Consider the following 21,835-nt stretch of genomic DNA (forward strand, 5'->3'; position numbering starts at 1 on the left):
AATAAGGGAAGTGATAGTAGAGGACGTTTTTTCGTTAAAAACTATCATTTCCTATTTTACTGCTGACATTTCCTATAGAGTGGAAGGCGCTACGACACACCAACAGAAATCCGAATAATAAAGTTATCAGGGTCCTTCTCAGTAAGGTAATTAAGCATCTCCACTTCATATACATCGGTACTGACGTTCAATCCCATGCTGTTAATGTACTTTTTCAGTGTAGCGTATGTGGACGACATGCTTTCATACGATCCAATATGATCCAAGACAGCATACTTTCCTTTTGGTCTTGTAACCATTTTTTCTGTTTGAATAGGGTCAATAAGTTTATAGGCAATATAGTTTGGAAAGTAATGTTCAGCATGAAAACGTTCTTTACTCAAAATCGACCAAAGAGGAAACTCATGAAGGATGAGGTGTTTTTCGGAATAATCGCGATGCTCACTCAGCTTTTTGGCATATTCTTGCTCATCCAGACAATGTTCTATCTGTGTAGTAATGAAGTACTGCGCTTCACATTCCTCAGTCATCGGGGTATCCCTCAAGTCATTCATGGCTGTTTCGGTCATCTCGACAGCGCCCTTCAAAAAATACTGCATTCTTTGGATTCGAAGATGCTCCACTTCCAGGTCTCGTTGTTTCTGTTGTATTAGGTTAACGAACATCGTTGAATTATGGTTCTGAAAAAAATCCTTGATCTCCTGCAAAGAACTGCCTGCCTTTTTGAGTACATTGATGATATCTAGCGCGTAGCATTGTTTAAAAGAGTAAAACCGATAGCCCTTTTCGTTAACAAAATCAGGCTTTAAAAGCCCGATCTCATCGTAGTGAAAAAGGGTATGTTTCGTAACGCCACAAGTTTTGGCCATTTCACTAGTAGTAAAATACTTTTGCTGGATTTTCGACATGGATTACCACTCCCAAACATTTTCATTCCATACTTTTATGATAAAGAAATTATATAATGAATGATTTATCCTTGACTATAGGGTTACCCGATAGTTTAAATTCGTAATCGTACAAAATTTAGCAACAACGTGAAATTCTCTACGATCTAGAATGAACATTCCGTATGTTTGCGTTTGGAGGAATAAAGCATGACATTACTATTAAAAAATCGGGGCTCGGTATTGATTCTGATGTTCAATATTTTCCTCGTTTTTACCGGGATTGGCCTGATCATACCGATCATGCCTAAGTTCATGACGGCATTGGGCATTAGCGGAAGTACCGTCGGCTTGCTGGTTGCTGCCTTTTCGCTGACACAGCTTCTTTTTTCGCCAATTGCTGGCCGTTTGGCGGATTCTTTTGGAAGAAAACGAATGATTGTCATTGGCTTAATCATATTCGCATTCACTGAATGGCTGTTTGGGATAGCGAGCAACTCAGAGCTGCTGTTCCTCTCTAGGCTGCTCGGAGGTATTAGTGCAGCCATGATCATGCCAGCCGTAATGGCTTGTGTGGCAGACGTCACGACGAATGAAGAACGTGCTGCTGGGATGGGCTATATAAACGCGGCGATTACAACTGGCTTTATTATCGGACCAGGTATTGGCGGATATATCGCCGAATTTGGGATTCGCGTACCTTTTTATTCCGCAGCAGTTGCGGGGCTGATTGCAGCAGGCTTTACACTGTTTTTCCTGCAGGAATCGCGTACTGCCAAAGAAGGACCATCTCAATCTTCAACAATTGCGAAACAGAGACCCGGTCTTTTCTCGCAGTTAGGGCAGATCTATCGCGAGCCGTATTTTTTAAGCTTGATTATAGTGTTTGTAATGTCTTTCGGACTGGCGAATTTTGAAACGGTCTTCGGACTGTTCGTCGATCATAAATTCGGGTTCGGTCCAAAAGATATTGCCTTTATCATTACATTTGGCTCGATAGCAGGAGCAGTGGTTCAAGCTACCTGCTTTAGCTGGATTTTGAACAGGTTCGGCGAGAAACGTGTTATCTCGGTCTGCTTATTTTTTGCAGGTTTATTTATTCTCATGACGCTGTTCGTCCACAAATTCTGGGCTATTTTTGCAGTTACCTTCATTATCTTTTTAGCGATCGATATTTTGCGTCCAGCTATCGGTACGCAAATGTCGATGGTTGCCGAGGATCAACAAGGATACGTTGCTGGACTTAACTCATCCTTTACTAGTCTCGGTAATATTGCCGGGCCGGTAGTGGCAGGGTATATGTTCGATGTGAATCTCAACTCTCCTTACGTGCTCGCATCGATCATCCTGTTTATCTGTTTTGGCTTATCGCTGAGGGGTAAGAAGCATAAACAGCTGAAGGCAGGAGCAGCCTAATACAAAAATTCGACAAATACGTAACCTAGATCCCGATATCTTGTATCGGGATTTTTTCTTTGCCTTTTTCCCAAGCAATCTGCCGCGTTTCTCGATCAGGAGGTTCATAAAAACCTTGAGGTTCCTTAGGGTAATCCATTAGGGTGTAGCTGGTTCCAATTCGACCGTTCTTATCCTGCCCATGTATGAAAATCCCTGCTTAAACGTCCTCATTCTTCTAAATACTCTCTATCTCCCATTGGCACCGAACATGCAAGTGGATCATCTTGGAAAGATCATGCTAGAGCTTCCACATGTTGTCCGCCACCGCAACTCCACCTGATGTCCAATCATTAAGCAAAGAAAGGTGTGATTTTCATGCAAAAAAAGGATTACAGAGGGTATCGTGCTTATCAGTATTTAGAGCCGGGTGTCGATTTCAAAGAGTTTAAGCTATCGAAGGAAACAGGTTTATTCCCGCCATACACGATCCCGTTGACAGAGGCGCAAGAAGAGCGAGCAAAAAGGCTTTTTGAAGAAAACCTCGTGATCTCTCTTCATGACCACATGTTTGTTGCACCAGAGAATCTGAATGAATTTTTCGAGTTTCGCCGGTGGGGCAGGGACAGCATGGGGTATGAGGGGTTGAGCAAGTCTGGTCTGGATTGCGTTTTTGATAATCTCATGAATGGAACCGCTATGATCACCTCTCGCGCGGGGTGGAAATGGGATGATATCCTGTTTGACTTGGGCATGCGCTTGTGTGATATCGCGCACCAGGACATGGTTGTTCTTGGACTCACCACGGATGACATTCGTCAAGCAAAGAAAAATAGAAAGATTGCCTTCGTCACTTCTTTGGAAGCATCCACGATGATCGAGAATGAGCTAGATCGATTGGATATTTTATATGGCTTTGGCGTTCGCTGCATGGGGATCGCCTACAGTGAAGGCAACTCGCTCGGGTACGGATTAAAGGAGAAAAACGACGGCGGCCTGACGGAGTTCGGCAGACAGGCTGTACGCCGTATGAACAAGCTCGGGATTGCCATCGATATCTCTCACTCTGGAGACAAAACCTCGCTGGATACGATTGAGACGAGTGAAAAACCGATTTTCATTACTCACGCAGGTGCTCGGGCGCTTTGGGACTCGAACCGCTTAAAGCCAGATCACATCATTCGAGCATGCGCGGAGCGCGGCGGTGTTATCGGCATTGAGGCAGCTCCTCATACAACGATGACAAAAAATCAGCCGAGGCACAATCTTGATTCTTTCATGGAGCATTTCGAGTATTGTGCGAACCTGGTTGGAATTGATCATGTCGCATTTGGACCGGATGTATTGTTCGGCGACCATGTTGGTATCCATCGTGTTTTTGCCAGTGCCTTATCAATAGCGGCAGCTCATGGCAAAAAAGATTTTGAGGAAGTCGATTATGTCGAGGGGATCGAAAATCCGACAGAAGCATTTCCGAATATCGTCCGTTGGTTGATCACACGCGGTTATTCTGATGAAGATATTGCTAAAGTGATTGGCGGCAATATCATGCGGGTCCTCGATGAGGTATGGTATCAACCGAAAACGATGGGCGTAGGCAAAAAAGACGAAAAAGCTACTGTCTGATCTCCACATACTCTACTAGACAACGCAAAAAGAGCAGTTTGATACGCTCAAGATAGTTCTCGCTTAGCATTTTTCTCGCTAATAGGAGACCTATCTTTCTTTTTATCTGTATCATCAATTCCTAATAAATTCCAGTTGGATCAAAAATTTTTAGCCTCTATTAACCAGAGGGGTTCCCATACTAAGATGATAGAGAAATATCAGTATGAATATCTGGGGAGGGATACTGTGGATAAGCGAACGCTTCTGGTTGTGGCAAAAGATCATCGAACACACACTGTTTTTGCTAGTCAAATCCATGATTTTTTCCAAAATCGAATTACGATCCTCCATGAGTCGAAAGTCTCCAATACGGATGAGGTTGACTTCGTTCTCGCATCATCAGCAAAAGTCATTGAGGGATGGAAGATACCAAGCGAGAAGCTGATCATTGCAAGAAGAGCTATTAACATCGCCAAAATGGAAGAGTTGGTGACCCTCCCCACGGACGTCCGTTGCCTCGTCGTCAACAACATGCTGGAAACGTCGTACGAAACAATTGAATTATTGCGCAATCTTGGCTTTCAGTTTGATATGGTCCCGTACTATCCGGGATGCAAGCAGCCCATTGACGGCATTCATACCGCGATTTACGCTGAGGGAGCAGAGCTGCTGCCACGCGGTATGCAAAAGGTCGTGAATATCGGAATACGGCCACTTGATGTGTCTACAATTATCGAGCTTGCGGTCCGACTGAATGCCAACGTTGATCGGGCCAATCTGTATTCCGCAAGGTACCTCCGAGAAATCATCGAGCACAACAAACGTTTTTTCCGGACCTTGAATCAAATGAAGGAACTCAACAAGCATCTGGATACGATCCTCAATACCGTTCATGAAGGCATTATTACGACTGATCCCAATAAAACGATCATTCAAATCAACCAAGCTGCGAAAAACATCCTCGGCATCTCTGGTTTAAGCAAAGACCTGGTAGGGAAACCCGTTGACGAAGTGCTTCCTTGGCTGGCTCTCCCCGAAGGAATGGAGCAAGGGGAGGTCAATATGGTGCAAGCGGTTAATCATCTGAATCTGGTCGTAAATAATATACCGATCACATTGGAAGACGAAAAGATTGGTGTGGTGACGGCCTTTCAAGATGTAACCAACCTCCAAAAGGTTGAGCAGGAAGTGCGAAAAGAATTGCAGGGAAAGGGCCTGTCCTCCAAATACACAATCAAGGACATCATCGGCAAAAGCGAGCGCCTTACTTCAACACTGGGAGTGCTCCAAAAAATTTCTACAACCGATAAAACCGTCTTGATCCTTGGTGAGAATGGCACAGGCAAGGAACTATTCGCGCATTCCATCCATAGCTTGTCCAAACGTAGAAACGGTCCCTTTTTGCCTGTCAATTTCGCAGGTTTGCCTGAATCGCTAGCGGAAAGTGAGCTGTTTGGCTACGAAGGCGGATCTTTCACTGGAGCGAAGAAGAACGGAAAGCCCGGTCTGTTTGAGCTTGCTCATAATGGGACTCTTTTTCTGGATGAAATCGGAGACGCTTCTCCTTCTCTCCAAGCTCTCTTGCTTCGTGTGCTCCAAGAGAAGCAGGTCATGCGAATTGGGGGACAGCAAATTATTCCTATCGATGTTCGAATCATCGCGGCAACCAATCGCAGTCTGAAAGACCTCGTCGAAGAAGGGAAGTTTCGTCAGGACTTGTACTACCGCTTGTTTGTTCTCCCGTTGCGTGTTCCATCCTTGCGGGAGCGTAGGGAAGATATCCCGTTACTCGTCGAGCATTTTGTAAAAGAGAATACCGTCATCAAAGTGAATATTGAGCCTGCTGTCATGCATCGGCTGCTCACTTACGACTGGCCGGGAAATGTCCGGGAGCTGAACAGCGTCGTCCAGTATATGACGAGTGTCATGAGCGGAAACACAATTACAGAGCTTGATTTGCCTGAACAGTTTAGGGACGCAGAGCAACAGCAGCATAAAACTAAAAAAGGGGATTTGGAGGAGTTGGAGGCAAAAGGAGAGCTGTTTAGCTTCTTTGTCATCCTGGATTGTCTAGAGCAAGCGAAAAGCAGATTGGAGTGTGTCGGCAGGGGAAAAATCGTTGAATTTGCCTCGCGAAAAGGCGTTCCGATAACTGACCAGCAGGTTCGACACCGCATGGATAGCTTAAAGGATTTGGGATACATTTATTCCGGACGTCGTGGACAAGGCAGTCGCATCACAGACAAAGGCTTGCACATGCTTTCTATGATGAAGCAAACGATGGAATTACGCGCATGACTTTAGTTCTGAATATTCAAAAGATTAAACCCGCCTATCTATCATCATTCTGGAAAGGGAGTATGTTTTGTGAGCCATACTGAGCGAGCCGAATGGCCAGAAATTATGAATACGATCATAAATGTCCGCAGTTACCAGGAGATGTCAGTCCCGGAGCTAGCTTTAGAGGAAGTGCTTTACGCTTTTTCATTGGGACCTTCACTAGCAAATACACAGCCATGGGAGCTGCTGATGGTGAAAGGGTCCGACGAGAGAGAGAAACTGACTGCCTCCACACTGGACCCATTTCTGTCGCCCGGCAGCCTTGGTGCACAAGCATGGTTAAAGAACGCGCCAGTCATCGTTGTCGTGTTGATTGAAAAACGAAGAGCTCTGGTTCGACTTGGAGAGAGAGGGGAGATATTTGCGATCCAAGATACTTTTTGCGCCATACAAAACGCACGTCTGACTGCAGCGCTACACGGACTCAGTACGTCGGTCATCCGGGAATTTGACTCGCACCTTTTGCAAAAAAATCTGGAACTCCCTTGGTACATAGAACCAGTCGCCATTCTCACTATCGGCTACAGCGAGGAAGAAAAGGAAATTCCACCGCGACTTACCGTTGCAGAGATCATTTCGTAAATGGAGGTGGACAAGATGAATTCAAAATCTAACTATGCCATTCCTGCGATTTTTGAACGGGTCAGCAAACGCAGGTTCACTAAGCAACCTATTGCACCCGAAATACTTGAACAGCTTTTACTCGCAGCCACGCGTGCCCCCTCTAGTGGCAATATGCAGCCCTGGGAGTTTATTGTCATTGACGAACCTGACAAGAAACAAGAAATTGTGCGCTCGACCTACAGTGGCTACTTTTCCCAAGGAAAGAACTATCAATATTGGATCGCAGATGCAGCCGTCGTGATTGTCGCTTGCACCAACGTGAAACGGACGGTTGCCCGTTACGGCCCGGCCGGAAAAGAATGGGCGCTCATTGATTCTGCTGCTGCAGTTCAAAATCTGCTGCTAACTGCTACGGCGTTGGGATTGTCGGGCTGCTGGGTAGGGGGAATCAATGAACAGGAGATCAAAGCAAGCCTTCGTATCCCTGACTACGTTCGGATTATCGGTTTGGTTCCGATTGGCTATTCAGAGGAAGATGCCACACCGAAAAGCCGCCTGCCGCTGAAATGGGTTACGCATCTTAATGCCTATAACATTCCTTTTTATGATTAGGTTGTCGCTCACACCCTAAGTCACCGTAATCCCCCTCCAAGAGACCGAAATTAGGTGCATTTCCACGTGTTTTGATTGGCATAGACTTTGCTACTGTTCATCCTCGAGGAGGGGTAACTCATGAATGAAACGAAAACACAGGAACTATTCCAGGTGGTCGAGGAGATGCGACCGCAGATCATTGAATTCCTACAGCGCCTCATTCAGATTCCAAGTGAAAATCCGCCAGGAAACTACAATGAGATATGTGATTTCTTACAGAAAGGCCTAACGCAGCTTGGCTTTGAGGTGCAGGTCATCTCTGTACCAGATGAGATGACACATGCAGCAGGGCTTGCGACCCCGCGAAAAAATGTGGTTGCGACTCTGCGTGGCTCGGGTGGGGGAAGAAACCTGATTTTCAATTCGCATCTCGACACTGTACCTGCGGGAGATCCAGCGCAGTGGTTGTTTCCGCCCTTTTCTGGAGCGATTGCGGATGGGCGTATTTATGGCAGAGGAGCCACAGATTCCAAGGGTCGTTTAACCGCATACATCATGTCCGCAGTGGCAGTAGCTCAGTCCACCATTTCGCGAAAGGGAGACGTCATCATTGCCGCCACATGCGACGAGGAGACGGGCGGTATTCTGGGTGCAGGCTATATCAATCAGAATGGGCATGTACATGGCGATATGGTGATCGTAGAAGGCTACAGCAATCACATCGTTCGGGCGATGGCAGGCGTCCTGCAGCTACGAATCGTCACGGAAGGAATCCCGGCCCATGCAGGCTACAAATGGAAGGGGTTAAATGCTGTAGAAATGATGGCAAAAGTGGTACAGGGGTTGGCACAATTACAAAAAGAGCTGGAGCGAGAGCCTTCTTCCATTCCAGGGATGAAATACACTACGGTCAACGTCGGAACCATACACGGAGGAACAAAAGTTAATGTCGTTCCTGCTACATGCGAGATCGAAGTAGATTTTCGCGTCATTCCTGAGCACAGCCTCGATCAGATCTATAACCGAGTCGTGTCGATTCTACAGTCGTTGGAGCAAAAGGACCCCACATTTAAAGCCAAGCTGATACGGATTACTGATTTTCAGACGGAACCGACGATCGTAGATGAAAGCTCACCGCTCATTTCCGAGCTGCAGGATGCTGTACAGGAGGTAACTGGCCGCACCTTGCCTGTCGTAGGAGTATTGGCTCAATCAGACACACGCTGGTTCATCCGAAATGGGATACCAGGAATCAATTTTGGGCCTGGCACGAGTGAGAATAACATCCATGGCTTTAACGAGTGCATGGAGATCGAAGACTTGATTCAGACGACGAAAATCTTGGCTGTCCTCACGAAAAATATCATCGGCTAATCGCTCATACACCTATCAAAAAAACGAAAAGGAAAGAGGACCGTGACATGAACCAATGGCAGACGCTCATTCCAGAAGAACACCTCTTGCAGCAGGTGTCGAAAAGTAAGCTAATGGCGTATACGCAGACCATTTCCAAAGAAGTGCGTCTGTCCGGCTCGGAAGAAGAGCTGCGTGCTTTTCATTTTGCGCGTGAAACTTTAGCTGAATTCGGTGTGGAGTCCGAGCTGCATTTTCACGACGCCTATATCAGCTTGCCTGTGAAATCACAACTCGTCGTGACTGATCAATTGATTCCATCGATTACACATTCAATGGGGCAATCCGTCAATCATTTACAGGCAGAGCTGGTGTATGCGGCTTCCGGTACATCGCTTCATTACAAAGACTTGCAGGTTGTTGGAAAAATCGTACTTCTGGACGGGCTGGCTACACCGATTGCAGTAAAAACGGCGGAGGAGCAGGGCGCGATTGGGGCGGTCTTTATCAATGCGACCCACACTCATGAAATGATCGTCTCGACCGTATGGGGAACTCCAACGCTCGATAACAAAGGGCTGCTTCCAAGCATTCCAGTCGTCTCTGTCACCATTGAGGCAGGAGAGACAATCAAGAACAGTCTGTCAGATGGACAAAATGAATGTACGATCTCGACAGTCGTCGAAACAGGAATTCGCACCATTCCTACTCTCATAGCGGAAATCAAAGGGCAAACAGAGCCGGAGAAATTCGTGCTGTTTAGCGGCCATATTGACTCCTGGCATTATGGAGCGATGGACAATGGCACAGCAAATGCTGCCATGCTGGAGGTCGCGCGCATTCTTTCCGGACAGCGCAATCTATTAAAACGGACGCTGCGCCTCGCTTTTTGGTCCGGACATTCGCACGGTCGCTATGCGGGCTCAGCTTGGTATTGTGACACGCATTGGGAAGATTTACGGGAGAATTGCCTCCTGCACATCAATATCGATTCTGTAGGGGCGATAGACTCAACTGTCCTGACTGAAGCCAATACCATGCAAGAAACAAGAAAGCTCGCAAACGAAGTCATAAGTGCGGTCACCAATCAGGAATTCGCAGGATCACGCTTTGGACGCTCTGGAGATCAGTCGTTCTGGGGGACGGGAACTCCTTCCCTTTTCATGGGCCTTTCCGAACAAGAGCCATCTAACGAACCTGCAGCAAAAGCATTCAGCCAGCTTTTCGGGTCAGGGAAATCGGGAGGGTTTGGCTGGTGGTGGCATACGACGGAAGATACCATCGATAAAATCGACCCCGAGCTCTTGGTCCGGGATTGTCAAATCTACCTGTCCATTATTTGGCGTTCGCTGACGAATCCAATCTATCCGATTGACCAGCTGGAGGCGATCAGGGAGATTGAGCAAAGCGTCACAGAGTGGCAGGAGAAGGCAGGAAATCGTTTCGATTTGTCGTCCACACTCGAACGAATTGGGATCCTTACATCCAGTTTAGTGGAGCTACAGAATGTAATAGGGACAGTAACAGATGAGGAAAAGCTGACGACGATCAATCACTGCTTGCTGGAGCTGTCCAGCTACCTGGTACCGCTGAACTACGTGAAGGGCAGCAATTTTGAGCATGATTTGGCTTTAAAGCAACCAGCCGTACCGAAATTCACTGACATCGAGCTGCTGGTTCAAACGACAACGGAGCAGCAAGAGTACTATTTCCTGATTACTGCCCTGCAAAGAAAACGAAATGAAGTCAATTATGCGCTCAAACAAGCAAACCATCTCGTACAGCACACACTACAATTTTTACAAAAATGAAAACGAGAATATCGAAGCTGTTCCCATTTGCGGAGGTTCCTGGGGGCAGCTTTTTTCTATTTCTCCTAGGTTTCGACTCACCATGACTTAGGGTCACTTGGGGTCATCCAAGGAGCTGTTCACCAACCTAATGAGCCGAAAGCGATCTGCCAGAGCCGTAAAAGTAAGGAATTTACCTGTCTTGTACACTCAACCGAGCTGGCATAGTCCTTGCTATTAACTCTTGTAAACAAAGGAAGATGTCGATTCGCAGGGGGGAAGTCATGTCTCGAGACAAACCAAAAGTGTTGGAAGTCAGAAACGTGAAAACTCGGATCAAAATGGAGAACAAAGAGTACGCCATCATTGAGGGTATCGATTTCCACGTCGATAGCAAAGAAACGGTAGGGATTGTCGGGGAATCAGGTTGCGGGAAGAGCATGACCGCCTTGTCGATCATGGGTCTTCTGCCAGAAAACGCGAGAGTAAGCGAGGGAGAAATATGCTTACAGGGAATCAACTTGCTATCCATTAGTAAAGACGCTTATCGAAAAAAACGTGGAAATGAGATGTCGATGATATTTCAGGAGCCGATGTCCTCACTGAATCCGGTATATACGATTGGCTTTCAATTGATCGAGTTGTTACGAGAGCACACAATCATGAGCAAGTCACAGGCAAAAAAGAAAGCGATCGAGATGCTTCAAACCGTGGGAATTCCCAGGCCAAACGAGGTGATTAACGAATATCCGCATCAGCTGTCAGGCGGGATGAGGCAGCGGGTGATGATTGCCATGGGACTTGCCTGCAATCCAGATATTTTGATTGCAGATGAACCGACAACCGCATTGGATGTCACGATCCAAGCGCAGATTCTTGAATTGATGAAAAAACTCCAGGAACAGTTTGACATGGCGATCTTGCTCATCACACACGACTTGGGAGTTGTCGCGGAGGTTTGTGATCGGGTAATTGTGATGTACGCAGGACAAATCGTGGAGGAAGCACCCGTGCTCACCCTTTTTGAAACGCCCAGCCACCCGTATACGAAAGGGTTGATCGCATCGACACCCAAAATCGGGGACGAAAAGGATCGCTTACATACCATCGAGGGAACTGTTCCTCAGCTGTCCGCAATGCCAAAAGGATGCCGTTTCTCCACACGCTGTTCGGAGGTGACAGAGCGCTGTATGCGAGAATCGCCGCCACTGGTTGAGCTTTCCGAGCATGTCAGATGCCGCTGCTGGTTATATCCAAAAACAAGTGGGGTGTCTGTATGAATGAGATTTTATTGGAAGCAAAAAGCTTAAAAAAGTATTTTCCCATAAAGAAGGGACTATTGCGGCGTACTACCTCCCATGTAAAGGCAGTGGATGATTTATCCTTTCACGTCTTTAAAGGCGAAACCTTGGGAATCGTCGGCGAATCAGGCTGCGGAAAATCAACGACAGGCAGACTGTTAATTCGCCTATTGGATGCAACGGAAGGTGAGGTGATCTACAAGGGTAAAAACATCCTACACACGCAAAAAGAAGAGATGCGAGAGCTGCGAAAGGAATTGCAAATGGTATTCCAGGATCCGTACTCGTCACTGAACCCACGATTGACAGTAGGGCAGATTCTTGAGGAACCACTCGCAAACTATCAATTGTATCCAAAAAAAGAGTGGCGGAGTAAGATTCTCGAGCTGCTTCAGGTGGTGGGACTAGGAGAGCAAGCGATCCATCGATTTCCACACGAGTTTAGTGGAGGACAGCGACAGCGGATCGGCATCGCACGGGCTTTGATGCTAGGTCCCGAGCTGATTGTCGCTGACGAGCCCGTGTCTGCTTTGGATGTCTCAATCCAATCACAGGTATTGAATCTATTGAAGGATTTGCAACAGCAATTTTCTCTTACCTTTATTTTCATCTCCCATGATTTAAGCGTTGTCAATCATTTTTGCGACCGCATTCTGGTCATGTATTTGGGGCGTGTCGTCGAAATCAGCTCGAAAAAGAGCTTGTTTGAAAAGCCTCTCCATCCGTATTCACAAGCGCTCTTATCTGCTGTCCCAAGCTCTGATCCAAAACGCAAGAAAGACCGGATTATCTTGACAGGTGACGTTCCAAGCCCATCCAATCCTCCGACAGGCTGTGCGTTCCATCCGCGCTGTCCGTCTTGTATGGACGTGTGCAGGCAGGTACGACCAGCCTTGAGACAGACAACAGCGGGAGAAGCGGTTGCTTGCCATTTATACAGCGAATAGGACCACACCGGTAGTTTCAAACCAAACAAGAACAGGGGGAAATCAACGTGAAGCGACTCAACCGAAAGAATGTCATGCTCTCACTCTTGCTGTCTGCCAGTATGCTTGCAGCCTGTTCATCACAGCCGACGAGTAGTGGTAGTCAAAATGCAGCAAGCCCATCTGGCACCAGCACCTCTGCCGCCTCGACCACTCAGCCCTCACCTGCAAACGGACAGCCAGCTGTCGGTGGAACACTGGTGGTGGGAACACTATCAGGACCCGATACCTTGAATCCGCTTGTCTCCAATACTACACCTGGCAGCTGGATCGTCAACAATTTGTATCCGCATTTGATGCAGATGAATTCGAGTGGAAAAAAAGAGCCTTACTTGGCTGAATCGGTCAAGACATCTGATGACGGTCTTACCATCACCATCAAACTCCGGGATGGGGTAACCTGGCAGGATGGACAGCCGATTACCTCGGAGGACGTCGCATTTACAGGACAACTGCTGCACGACAAAAAGCTTCAATGGACAGCGGAGATTTTCGATCAGGTTGCCAAGGTTGAAACCCCTGACAAGCTGACAGTAGTGTACACGTTAAAGGGTCCATACCCCGCATTCTCGGGGGCGATTGGTTACTGGGTGCGAATCGTTCCGAAGCATATTTGGGAAAAGGTTGACGACCCTAAAGCCTTTGAAAACCAAGATCCTGTCGGGGCTGGTCCGTTTAAGCTCGTCAAGTATGAAAAAGGCCAGTACATCGAGCTTGCTGCGATCGACAAATGGTTTGCAGCACCAGGTGGACGCGCATATTTGGATAAAGTGATATTCAAGATTTACCCGGATGCCAATACGATGACGCTGGCGCTGCAAAAAGGGGAAGTGGATGTGACATCGTCTGATTTGCCGACCTCTGCTGCCAAGCTGCTGGAAACCAATCCTTCCATTAAGGTGGAGCAAACGGCGAGCCTGGGCTTTGCGTACTACAGCTTTAATACGGATGCATCGAAAGGCGTTTCTCCGACGCAAGATGTAAACTTCCGCCTGGCGATGGCAACTGCGACTGACCGCAACACCATTCTGAATGTGGCGTTGGAAGGGGCAGGCATGCAAATAGACACGCCGATTTCCCCACTGTTTGCAGATTGGATCAATCCTGACGCAAAAGCACCCGCGTATGATTCTGCAAAAGCAAAAGAAACACTCACAAATGCTGGCTATAGTGACACCGATGGCGATGGAATTCTCAACGCCCCAAGCAGCTTCGGAGGCAAAAACGTAGAGCCAGAGGTCATCTATGACGGAGCAAACGTCTTCCACCAAAAGGTTGCGAAAATTCTGGAGAAGAACGCCGCCGATATTGGCGTGAAGCTGATCTTGAAGCCGGTCGAGTACAACACGCTGGTCGCGAAGGTGTTTAACGAACACGATTTCCAAATGCACATCGGAAAATGGGGGGTTTTGGACGAGCCAAGCGAGACTTTCGCCAATCTGTACCATTCGAAAGCCAAGAACAACATGGCCACCTACACCAATACAGAGATGGATCGCCTGGCAGATGGAGCGAAATACGCCAAAACCGAAGAAATTGCCAGGGATGATGTAAAAGCAGCCCAAGCGCTGTTTGTCAAAGAGTTCCCGGTTGTGCCGATCTATGTTCAAAAATTCAATCTGGCCTACAACGCAGATAAATTCGGTGGTTTCACTTTGTTCCCGGGAGACCTTCAAGGCTTGGTAGACCCGAACTCTCTCGTTGGCGTGTACAAAAAGTAAACCGGACATCTTCCCGAGTGGTTGCAGCCTGACTGCTCGGGAAGCGTGATCTACGTAAGGGAGTGCCGCTCATGACGCATTTTCTGATTGCTCGGCTGCTGCGCGGCGTAATTACCGTGCTCGTTGCTGTGACTGCCACTTTTTTGATCCTGCGTGTCATGCCCGGCGACCCGACAACAATGATGCTGGACAATCGAGTCCCTGAGGAAATCAGGCAGCAGTTGTTAAAGGACTTTGGCTTGGACAAGGATCTGTTTACACAATACATCATCTTTCTCAAGCAGCTGTTCCTTCAATTCGATCTGGGAACCTCCTTTGTGCAGAGGGTGCCCGTGATGGATGTGATTTTATCAAGGCTGCCCTGGACCTTGATTTTGATGTCTGTCTCCTTGCTTATTACAGCATTGATTGGCATACCTTTGGGTGTCATCGCCGCCTATCGAAAAGGATCGTTCCTCGACCAGGCGATCAATGCTTTGTCGATCTTGGGGATTGCGCTATTTATTCCCTGGCTGGGGATTATCCTGCTATATTTCCTCGGATTAAAAATTCCCTGGTTCCCCATAGGTGGAGCTGTGACGGTTGGCGTCGAAGGCTGGGATTATATCTGGGATGCCACCCATCATCTCGTTTTGCCAGTCGTGTCATTAACGATTGTACATCTGGCTAGCTATGTGCTGTATATGCGGGCAAGCACGATTGATGTTTTGAACGAGGAATACATTCGCACCGCTCGGGCCAAAGGCTTGAAGGAAAGAGTGGTGCTCTGGCGGCATGCCGTACGAAATTCCTTGCTCTCTACCGTTACCATGATGGGGTTGCAGCTCGGTGCCATCGTCGGCGGTGCCATCCTGACCGAAACCGTGTTTGCCTATCCAGGCCTCGGCAGGCTGATCTATGAAGCAGTTAAAGAGCATGATTATCCAATCCTGCAAGGCACCTTCTTGATCTTGGCAGTAACGGTTGTCATAGTGAATATCTTGACTGATCTCGTCTATTCGTACCTGGATCCCAAAATTACGAACAGCTAGGGGGTGAAAGCGATTGGAAAATACTACGTTGATCGAAGAAAAAGTCCCTAGTTCGTTGCCTTTAACGATCCAACAGCCGAGAACATCCCCTTTGCGGGAGTTCATCAAACACTTTCGGCGGAACCGCTTCGGAGTCATCGGTCTGTATGGCATTGTCGTTTTGTTGCTTCTAGTTATTCTCGCACCAGTCTTCAGCGATCGCCCCACGGGGTACGGAGACGTCGCAAACATGCTCCAACCGCCGAGTGCCCAGTATTGGTTTGGCACCGATTCAGTCGGCTTAAGTATTTTCGACCAGGTCATCTGGGGGACGCGTGTTTCTTTGTATGTCGGCCTGACTTCTGCCGTAATCTCGATCGTGATCGGCGTGCCGATTGGTCTGATATCCGGTTATTACGGGGGGAGAGTCTCCCATATCGGCATGGCGATTACAGATATCTTCCTGACGCTTCCTGTCCTTCCTTTGATGATTATCATGGCGGCTGTACTCGGTACAGGCATCAGCAATATCGCGATCATCATCGGCTTGTTCAGCTGGCCGCAGATTGCACGGGTGACTCGCGCAGAAGCGCTTGCGATTCGTGAAAAGCAATATATCGAAGCAGCGAGAGCGATTGGGACGAAGGAGTCTAAAATCATCTTCCGCCACGTTCTCTTAAATGCCTTTCCACCGATTCTCGTCAATATGACCATCATTATGGGGACCTCCGTGCTTTCCGAGGCAGGGCTGAGCTTCCTCGGTTTGGGCGATCCGATGAGCTGGAGCTGGGGGACCATTTTGCAGAATGCACATTCTACTGGTGTCATTATCCATGCGTGGTGGCTGGCATTGTTTCCGAGCATTGCCATCGTTGTTCTTGTGCTGTCCTTTAACTTCCTCGGAATCGGCATCAATGAAGCTCTGAATCCGCGCTTGAGAAAAAGATAATTTTCTGGAGGGACAAAAAATGCTGACCAAGATTCCAAAAAAAGCTTACACGGAAAGGATTTCCCGTATTCAAGAGCATTTGCAAAAGAACGCTATCAGCGGACTTCTCGTCACAAACACGTACAACATTTTTTACACGACTGGGCTGTTTCACTTTCCAAATGAACGGCCTGTTGCGTTGTTTGTACCAGCGACCGGCGAATCCATCCTGTTCGTTCCCGTGATGGAGCTGGCAGAGGCGAAGCATGCGACAATCTTCCAAGACATACGCGACTATTTTGAATACCCGGGAGTCGTGCATCCGATCGATTGGATGATAAGCAGCATAAAGCAAACGTTTTCGAATCTAACGCAAGTAAGCATCGATGGTGGGAGTCGCGAGCTTTATCTCCGCGTAAAAGAATTGTTTGCGCCCACATCCTTGTCAGTGAATACCCTCATTCATGAAATGCGGTTGACAAAGGATTCCTATGAGGTCGAATTGCTGCGTTTGGCTGGATACTACTCCGACTATATCGTCAAAAAAGGAACAGAGGTAGCCGCTCCGGGCATGTCAGAGCTGGAGATGCTGCAAACGATCTCGGGGGATACCTTGAACAAAATGATTGAAGATTTGGGCGAGGTTGTGTACGTCCCGGGTGGACCTGCTGGTGGACTCGTTCCTAGCGGCCTCCGCACGGCGATGCCACATGCGTTGCCAAGTGCGAGGCGCATGGAGAAGGGAGAGACGTTGATCCTCAGTTGCGGTGCAAATGTAGGGGGTTATCGGGCCGAGTGTGAACGCACCTGCTTTATCGGGGATGTGAGCGATGAGCAGGCTAAAGTGCTGGAGATCATGGCAACTGCGCAGCAGATGGCGATCGAAGCCATGCGTCCTGGCAATAAATGTTCAGATATTGACGCAATCGCACTCGATTACATCCGAAAAGCTGGCTACGGTCAGTACCTGCTGCATCGCACAGGTCATGGAAAAGGCTTGGAGGAGCATGAAGCCCCGTGGATCGAGGTGGGAGACCATACCATACTGCGTCCAGGTATGGTGCTATCAAGCGAACCGGGCATTTACATCGAGGGATTCTCCGGCTTCCGGCATTCGGATACGATCATCGTCACAGACGACGAGCCACTTGTCGTTACGCAATTTCCAAAGACACTCGATCAATTGATTATCAAAGTATAGGAGGTATGGCATGTACACGACTATTAATGATTGCCAAATTTACTATGAGGTCCATGGAAAAGAGGATGGGGATGCGATTTTTTTTATCCATGGAGCACCTGGTCTAGGAGATTGTCGCGCAGACCGCAAAGCGTTCGCTCCTTTGGAAGAGACTCATAAGCTCGTATTTTTGGATATGCGAGGCTCTGGCAGATCGGAAGAAAAGCCACCCTATACGCATGAGCAATGGGCAGCTGATATCGACGAATTGCGCAAGCAGCTGCATCTGGACAAAATCGTGATTCATGGCGGCTCGTATGGCGGGTACATGGCATTGGAATACGTCACTCGCTATCCCCAGCATGTCTCGCAAGTCATGCTACGAGATACAAAACCCGGCTCAGATCGCCAGGATGGCGCGACAAAGAGGGCGCTGGAAGCCAATCTTCCCGGGCTGACAGAAGATGAGCTGGTCCGTATGTTTGCCGGCGAGATGCGTTCCAACGAAGAGCTAAAATCCGTATTTTTCGCTCTCCAGCCTTTATATACGGTGGAGTACGATCCTGTAATCGCGAAAGAAAAAATGGATTCTATCTACTATCACTATGAGACGCATAACTTTGCCTTTCGTGTGAATCAACCGACGTTTAACCTCCGTGACAAGCTGCCAGCCGTTAATGTGCCCGTTCTTGTTTCTGTTGGCAGACACGATTGGATAACCCCAGTAGAAGCTTCAGAGGAAATCGCAAGTCTGATTCCGCGATCCGAGCTGGTTATCTATGAAAATAGTGGACACTCGCCACATCTTGAAGAAAATGAGAAGTACGTAAGCCGAGTCAGGCAATTTCTTTCTAAATAGTGTGGCTGTCATTTGAACGAGAAAAGCTAGAGGAGGGTACCAAAATGAATTTGAATGATGTTCTCACGCATTTGGAGAAAAACTTCGTTGAAGATTTGGAGCGTGTTCGCGAATTTTTGCGGATGCCGAGTATTAGCTATACTGGTGAAGGCATAGAAAAGACAGCGAACAAATTGAAAGAGATTATCGAAGAGCTCGGAGGAACTGCCGAAGTAGTTCCGACCAAAGGGCATCCGATTGTATTTGGGGAGTTTGACGAAGGGCAGGAGCACACCCTTCTGGTCTATGGGATGTACGATGTGATGCCGACGGACGAAGAGGGCTGGACAGTAGATCCTTGGAGCGCAGAAATCAAGGAGCTGCCCAAATTTGGTCCGTGCATCATCAACCGGGGTGCAGTCAATACGAAAGGGCCACTGGGTGCTTTCTTCAATACGATTCGCGCCATAAAAGAAGTGGATGGCAAGCTTCCTGTCAACCTGATCTTTGCTGTCGAGGGAGAAGAGGAAATGGGGAGCCGCAACTTCCCTGCCTTCCTCGAGCAGTATAAGGAGAAACTAGCAAAAGCTGAAGCTGTCCTATTTCCTTTCTTCGAGCAGGATGAGGTAGGTACGCCTGGACTCGTGCTCGGTACGAAAGGCTTGCTCTATTTTGAACTGGTATGTCAAGGCGGCGAGTGGGGCGGCCCCACTTCTCGCGGCATTCACGGTTCCTTTAACGCATGGGTGAAAAACCCTGCCTGGCGACTCGTTCAAGCACTGTCGACCATGGTAGACGTGGATGAAAACATTTTAATAGAGGGTCTCCTGGATGAAGTGTCCGAGATACCTGCAAAAGAGAGAGTGATTTTAGAACAACAGATCGAGGAAGGCATCTATGACGAAAAGGTGTTTCTCGAAAACTATGATGTGAAACGCTTGAAGTATGACGGTACAGGGATGGATGTCTGGGAGAAGCTGTATAGCCGACCTCAGCTGAACATCGACGGAATTTACTCCGGCTACACAGGGCCGGGAACAAAAACGCTATTGCCACATATCGCGACGGCCAAAGTCGATGTCCGCATGGTGCCTCATATGGAGCCGGATGAAGTGGTCCGCCTCATTCGCGCGCATTTGGATAAACACGGCTTTGCCGACATCGAAATGAACGTCGCTAATAAATACTATTGGTCGAAAGTATCTGTGGATGAGCATGTTGTTCAGGCGATGATCGACACGTATCGGACAATGGGCAAAGAACCGCAAATCCAACCGCTGAACCCTGGTAGCGCTCCCTACTATGTATTTGAGCGCTATCTGCAAATTCCATATGTAACAGGAGGCATGGGTCACGGGGCAAGACAGCATTCCAGCGACGAATACTGCACGGTACAAGGCGTGCTTGATTTTGAGAAGTCAATGGCGATCTTTTTTGATCACTATTGCCAACGAGTCTCTGGCAAGCCTGGTGAACAAGAAACGGTTTCCAAGTAATACAAGCTAATCTTAGTACAAGATCTTCGTTGTAGAGGAGGCTTATCCGTGACTTGCGAGCTAGATCAGGTAGAAAAGACGATATTAAACGACATATCGACGGATGTTCCGAAAGCGATTCTGGAGCGATTCGTCACATTGACTCGTGAATCTGGGAGTGAGGACGAGAGGATCGCTGCTCATTTCTTGACCCAGTTTCTGGAGGATTGGCAAATCCCACATCGGATTCACTACCCGAATATTCACTTAAGTGTTCCTAAAAGGGCTACCCTCATCGTCACCGAGCCTGTGTCGCGGGAAATCAGAGCCAAAACGCCGTCGTGCTCGATTTCGACAGGGGACCAATGGATATGTGGCGAGATGGTGTACATTCCTGCAGAGAAAGACGATCTCTCAGATGCATTTGACCCCCTGGCAACTAACAAATACGGTGATATCCGTGGGAAGATCGTATTGACAGACGGTTACCCGGTGTCAGGAAAAACGAAGGAATTAGGCAATGAGGGAGCACTAGGCGTTATTTTCATCAGTCCCGGTCGTTATATCCATGAAGGAACGATCGGAGTCATCTGGGGCTCACCTGATTTGGATAACATGGACGAAGAGCCACGGATTCCTGCTTTGATGATTGGAAAGCAAGATGGGCATGCATTAATTACCGAATGTCAGTCAGGAAAAGTAACCCTGCAATTCCAGACGCATTTGGACAGCGGCTGGTTTCCATGTCCATTGATTGATGTCTGGATTGAGGGAACCGAGGAACCCGAAAAGTACGTTTTATTGCACGGTCATTTGGATTCCTGGCATCAGGGAATAGGAGACAATGGTACAGGAAATGCCGCATTGGTGGAAATGGCACGCCTGTTTCATAAGCATCGTCATCTGCTAAAGCGCAGCATTAGAATTGCGATTTGGCCAGGGCATTCGACAGGCAGATATGCAGGCTCTACCTGGTTCGCAGATCAGTTTGGCCTTGATCTCGACGAGAATTGCATTGCGCAGGTGAATTGCGACTCACCAGGCTGTCGCTGGGCGACTTCGTACGAGGACATGTCCTGGATGAGCGAAGTAGAGGGGCTTTGCCAGTCATCTATACAAGATGCCATCGGTGAGCAGTCCAAAGGCTTCCGGCCACATCGGGCGGGCGATTATTCGTTTAACAACATCGGAATCACGTCGTTTTACATGCTTTCGTCCAGCATTCCCGCAGAAGAATTGAAGGAAAAGGGCTACTACGCCGTTGGGGGCTGTGGATCGAATATCGAGTGGCACAGTGAAGAGGATCTCATGAATGTTGCTGACCTCGATATTCTCGTTCGAGACATTCGGGTATACATGACTACGATTCTGCGCGTTGTCCATTCACCGATTCATCCCTTTTTCTTTTCGAAGACGCTGGAAGAGTTGATGGATACGCTGGAGGAATATGAATTGGCAGCAGCGGGGCATTTTACATTCTCCATTATGAAAAAGGAAGCTACGGAGCTTGCTCATGAAATGCAGGATTTTTACAAGCAACTGCCATTGCTTTCATCTCCCTCGGTCTCAGATCCAAATGTGAAAAGAGTGAACGAGATCATTCGCCAAATCGGCCGAGAGATGGTCACCATCAACTATTCACGAACGGGTAAATTCAGGCACGATCTGGCGATTGATATGCCACGATTACCGGATTTATCTGCGGCACACTATTTGTCCGAGTTAGATCCTGCGTCTCACGCGTATAGGGTTGTCCTCACGCATCTTACACGCGGTCAAAATCGTGTGACCTGGGCCATTCAGCGTGTACGCCGTCTGCTGAAAACATACTCATCTGTAGGGGAACAAGCCACAACCTAATCGGA

At 48.0% G+C, this 21,835-nt stretch carries 17 protein-coding genes; 16 read left to right on the forward strand and 1 reads right to left on the reverse strand.

What is annotated here, in order from left to right; translation table 11 throughout:
• Positions 1-89: 89 nt before the first annotated feature.
• A complete protein-coding gene (locus tag SB752_RS15070; RefSeq protein ID WP_410716444.1) occupies positions 90-908 on the reverse strand; it encodes a MerR family transcriptional regulator in 819 nt (272 codons plus the stop codon).
• A 189-nt stretch (positions 909-1,097) separates the two neighbouring features.
• Between SB752_RS15070 and SB752_RS15075 the strand changes: the two genes are divergently transcribed.
• The 16 genes from SB752_RS15075 (at position 1,098) to SB752_RS15150 (ending at position 21,830) form a co-directional block, all read left to right on the forward strand.
• A complete protein-coding gene (locus tag SB752_RS15075; RefSeq protein WP_410716445.1) occupies positions 1,098-2,303 on the forward strand; it encodes an MFS transporter in 1,206 nt (401 codons plus the stop codon).
• A gap of 357 nt (positions 2,304-2,660) precedes the next feature.
• Positions 2,661-3,908 (forward strand): dipeptidase, encoded by a 1,248-nt coding sequence (locus SB752_RS15080; RefSeq protein WP_410716446.1) that lies wholly within the window; start codon positions 2,661-2,663, stop codon positions 3,906-3,908.
• A 228-nt stretch (positions 3,909-4,136) separates the two neighbouring features.
• Positions 4,137-6,188: a sigma-54 interaction domain-containing protein gene (locus SB752_RS15085; protein WP_410716447.1), complete on the forward strand. Its 2,052-nt coding sequence runs from the start codon at positions 4,137-4,139 to the stop codon at positions 6,186-6,188.
• Positions 6,189-6,257: 69 nt separating this feature from the next.
• Positions 6,258-6,812, forward strand: coding sequence for a nitroreductase family protein (locus SB752_RS15090; RefSeq protein ID WP_410716448.1), 555 nt, complete (start codon positions 6,258-6,260; stop codon positions 6,810-6,812).
• Between the two features lie 15 nt (positions 6,813-6,827).
• Complete coding sequence (locus SB752_RS15095) at positions 6,828-7,406, forward strand: nitroreductase family protein (protein ID WP_410716449.1); 579 nt, start codon at positions 6,828-6,830, stop codon at positions 7,404-7,406.
• Between the two features lie 120 nt (positions 7,407-7,526).
• The gene (locus SB752_RS15100) at positions 7,527-8,762 is read left to right on the forward strand and encodes a M20 family metallopeptidase (protein ID WP_410716450.1); all 1,236 of its coding nucleotides are present in this window, start codon (positions 7,527-7,529) and stop codon (positions 8,760-8,762) included.
• Positions 8,763-8,809: 47 nt separating this feature from the next.
• A complete protein-coding gene (locus SB752_RS15105) occupies positions 8,810-10,552 on the forward strand; it encodes a M28 family peptidase (protein ID WP_410716451.1) in 1,743 nt (580 codons plus the stop codon).
• Between the two features lie 263 nt (positions 10,553-10,815).
• Entirely contained in the window at positions 10,816-11,811 is a 996-nt protein-coding gene (locus tag SB752_RS15110) for an ABC transporter ATP-binding protein (protein WP_410716452.1), read from the forward strand.
• Positions 11,808-12,779 (forward strand): ABC transporter ATP-binding protein, encoded by a 972-nt coding sequence (locus SB752_RS15115; protein WP_410716453.1) that lies wholly within the window; start codon positions 11,808-11,810, stop codon positions 12,777-12,779. Before SB752_RS15110 ends, SB752_RS15115 begins: the two co-directional genes overlap by 4 nt.
• A gap of 47 nt (positions 12,780-12,826) precedes the next feature.
• Positions 12,827-14,539: an ABC transporter substrate-binding protein gene (locus tag SB752_RS15120; protein WP_410716454.1), complete on the forward strand. Its 1,713-nt coding sequence runs from the start codon at positions 12,827-12,829 to the stop codon at positions 14,537-14,539.
• A gap of 71 nt (positions 14,540-14,610) precedes the next feature.
• Complete coding sequence (locus tag SB752_RS15125; RefSeq protein ID WP_410716455.1) at positions 14,611-15,570, forward strand: ABC transporter permease; 960 nt, start codon at positions 14,611-14,613, stop codon at positions 15,568-15,570.
• 13 nt (positions 15,571-15,583) lie between these two features.
• On the forward strand, positions 15,584-16,498 hold the full coding sequence (locus tag SB752_RS15130; protein WP_410716456.1) for an ABC transporter permease: 915 nt from the start codon (positions 15,584-15,586) through the stop codon (positions 16,496-16,498).
• Positions 16,499-16,517: 19 nt separating this feature from the next.
• Complete coding sequence (locus tag SB752_RS15135) at positions 16,518-17,678, forward strand: M24 family metallopeptidase (RefSeq protein WP_410716457.1); 1,161 nt, start codon at positions 16,518-16,520, stop codon at positions 17,676-17,678.
• A 10-nt stretch (positions 17,679-17,688) separates the two neighbouring features.
• Positions 17,689-18,516 carry an alpha/beta fold hydrolase gene (locus SB752_RS15140; RefSeq protein WP_410716458.1) on the forward strand — a complete coding sequence of 276 codons (828 nt, stop codon included), beginning with the start codon at positions 17,689-17,691 and terminating at the stop codon, positions 18,514-18,516.
• Between the two features lie 44 nt (positions 18,517-18,560).
• Complete coding sequence (locus tag SB752_RS15145; protein WP_410716459.1) at positions 18,561-19,991, forward strand: M20/M25/M40 family metallo-hydrolase; 1,431 nt, start codon at positions 18,561-18,563, stop codon at positions 19,989-19,991.
• Between the two features lie 48 nt (positions 19,992-20,039).
• Positions 20,040-21,830, forward strand: coding sequence for a M28 family peptidase (locus SB752_RS15150; RefSeq protein ID WP_410716460.1), 1,791 nt, complete (start codon positions 20,040-20,042; stop codon positions 21,828-21,830).
• Positions 21,831-21,835 lie beyond the last annotated feature (5 nt).

The organism is Brevibacillus sp. SIMBA_040, from assembly GCF_046535075.1.
In the GTDB taxonomy this organism is placed as follows: domain Bacteria; phylum Bacillota; class Bacilli; order Brevibacillales; family Brevibacillaceae; genus Brevibacillus.

What these genes read in the sequence shown, in the direction of transcription:
- SB752_RS15095 (WP_410716449.1), top strand. Translation starts at nt 6,828, where the DNA reads ATGAATTCAAAATCTAACTATGCCATTCCTGCGATTTTTGAACGGGTC.
- SB752_RS15100 (WP_410716450.1), top strand. Translation starts at nt 7,527, where the DNA reads ATGAATGAAACGAAAACACAGGAACTATTCCAGGTGGTCGAGGAGATG.
- SB752_RS15075 (WP_410716445.1), top strand. Translation starts at nt 1,098, where the DNA reads ATGACATTACTATTAAAAAATCGGGGCTCGGTATTGATTCTGATGTTC.
- SB752_RS15110 (WP_410716452.1), top strand. Translation starts at nt 10,816, where the DNA reads ATGTCTCGAGACAAACCAAAAGTGTTGGAAGTCAGAAACGTGAAAACT.
- SB752_RS15125 (WP_410716455.1), top strand. Translation starts at nt 14,611, where the DNA reads ATGACGCATTTTCTGATTGCTCGGCTGCTGCGCGGCGTAATTACCGTG.
- SB752_RS15080 (WP_410716446.1), top strand. Translation starts at nt 2,661, where the DNA reads ATGCAAAAAAAGGATTACAGAGGGTATCGTGCTTATCAGTATTTAGAG.
- SB752_RS15135 (WP_410716457.1), top strand. Translation starts at nt 16,518, where the DNA reads ATGCTGACCAAGATTCCAAAAAAAGCTTACACGGAAAGGATTTCCCGT.
- SB752_RS15115 (WP_410716453.1), top strand. Translation starts at nt 11,808, where the DNA reads ATGAATGAGATTTTATTGGAAGCAAAAAGCTTAAAAAAGTATTTTCCC.
- SB752_RS15145 (WP_410716459.1), top strand. Translation starts at nt 18,561, where the DNA reads ATGAATTTGAATGATGTTCTCACGCATTTGGAGAAAAACTTCGTTGAA.
- SB752_RS15140 (WP_410716458.1), top strand. Translation starts at nt 17,689, where the DNA reads ATGTACACGACTATTAATGATTGCCAAATTTACTATGAGGTCCATGGA.
- SB752_RS15105 (WP_410716451.1), top strand. Translation starts at nt 8,810, where the DNA reads ATGAACCAATGGCAGACGCTCATTCCAGAAGAACACCTCTTGCAGCAG.
- SB752_RS15070 (WP_410716444.1), bottom strand. Translation starts at nt 908, where the DNA reads ATGTCGAAAATCCAGCAAAAGTATTTTACTACTAGTGAAATGGCCAAA.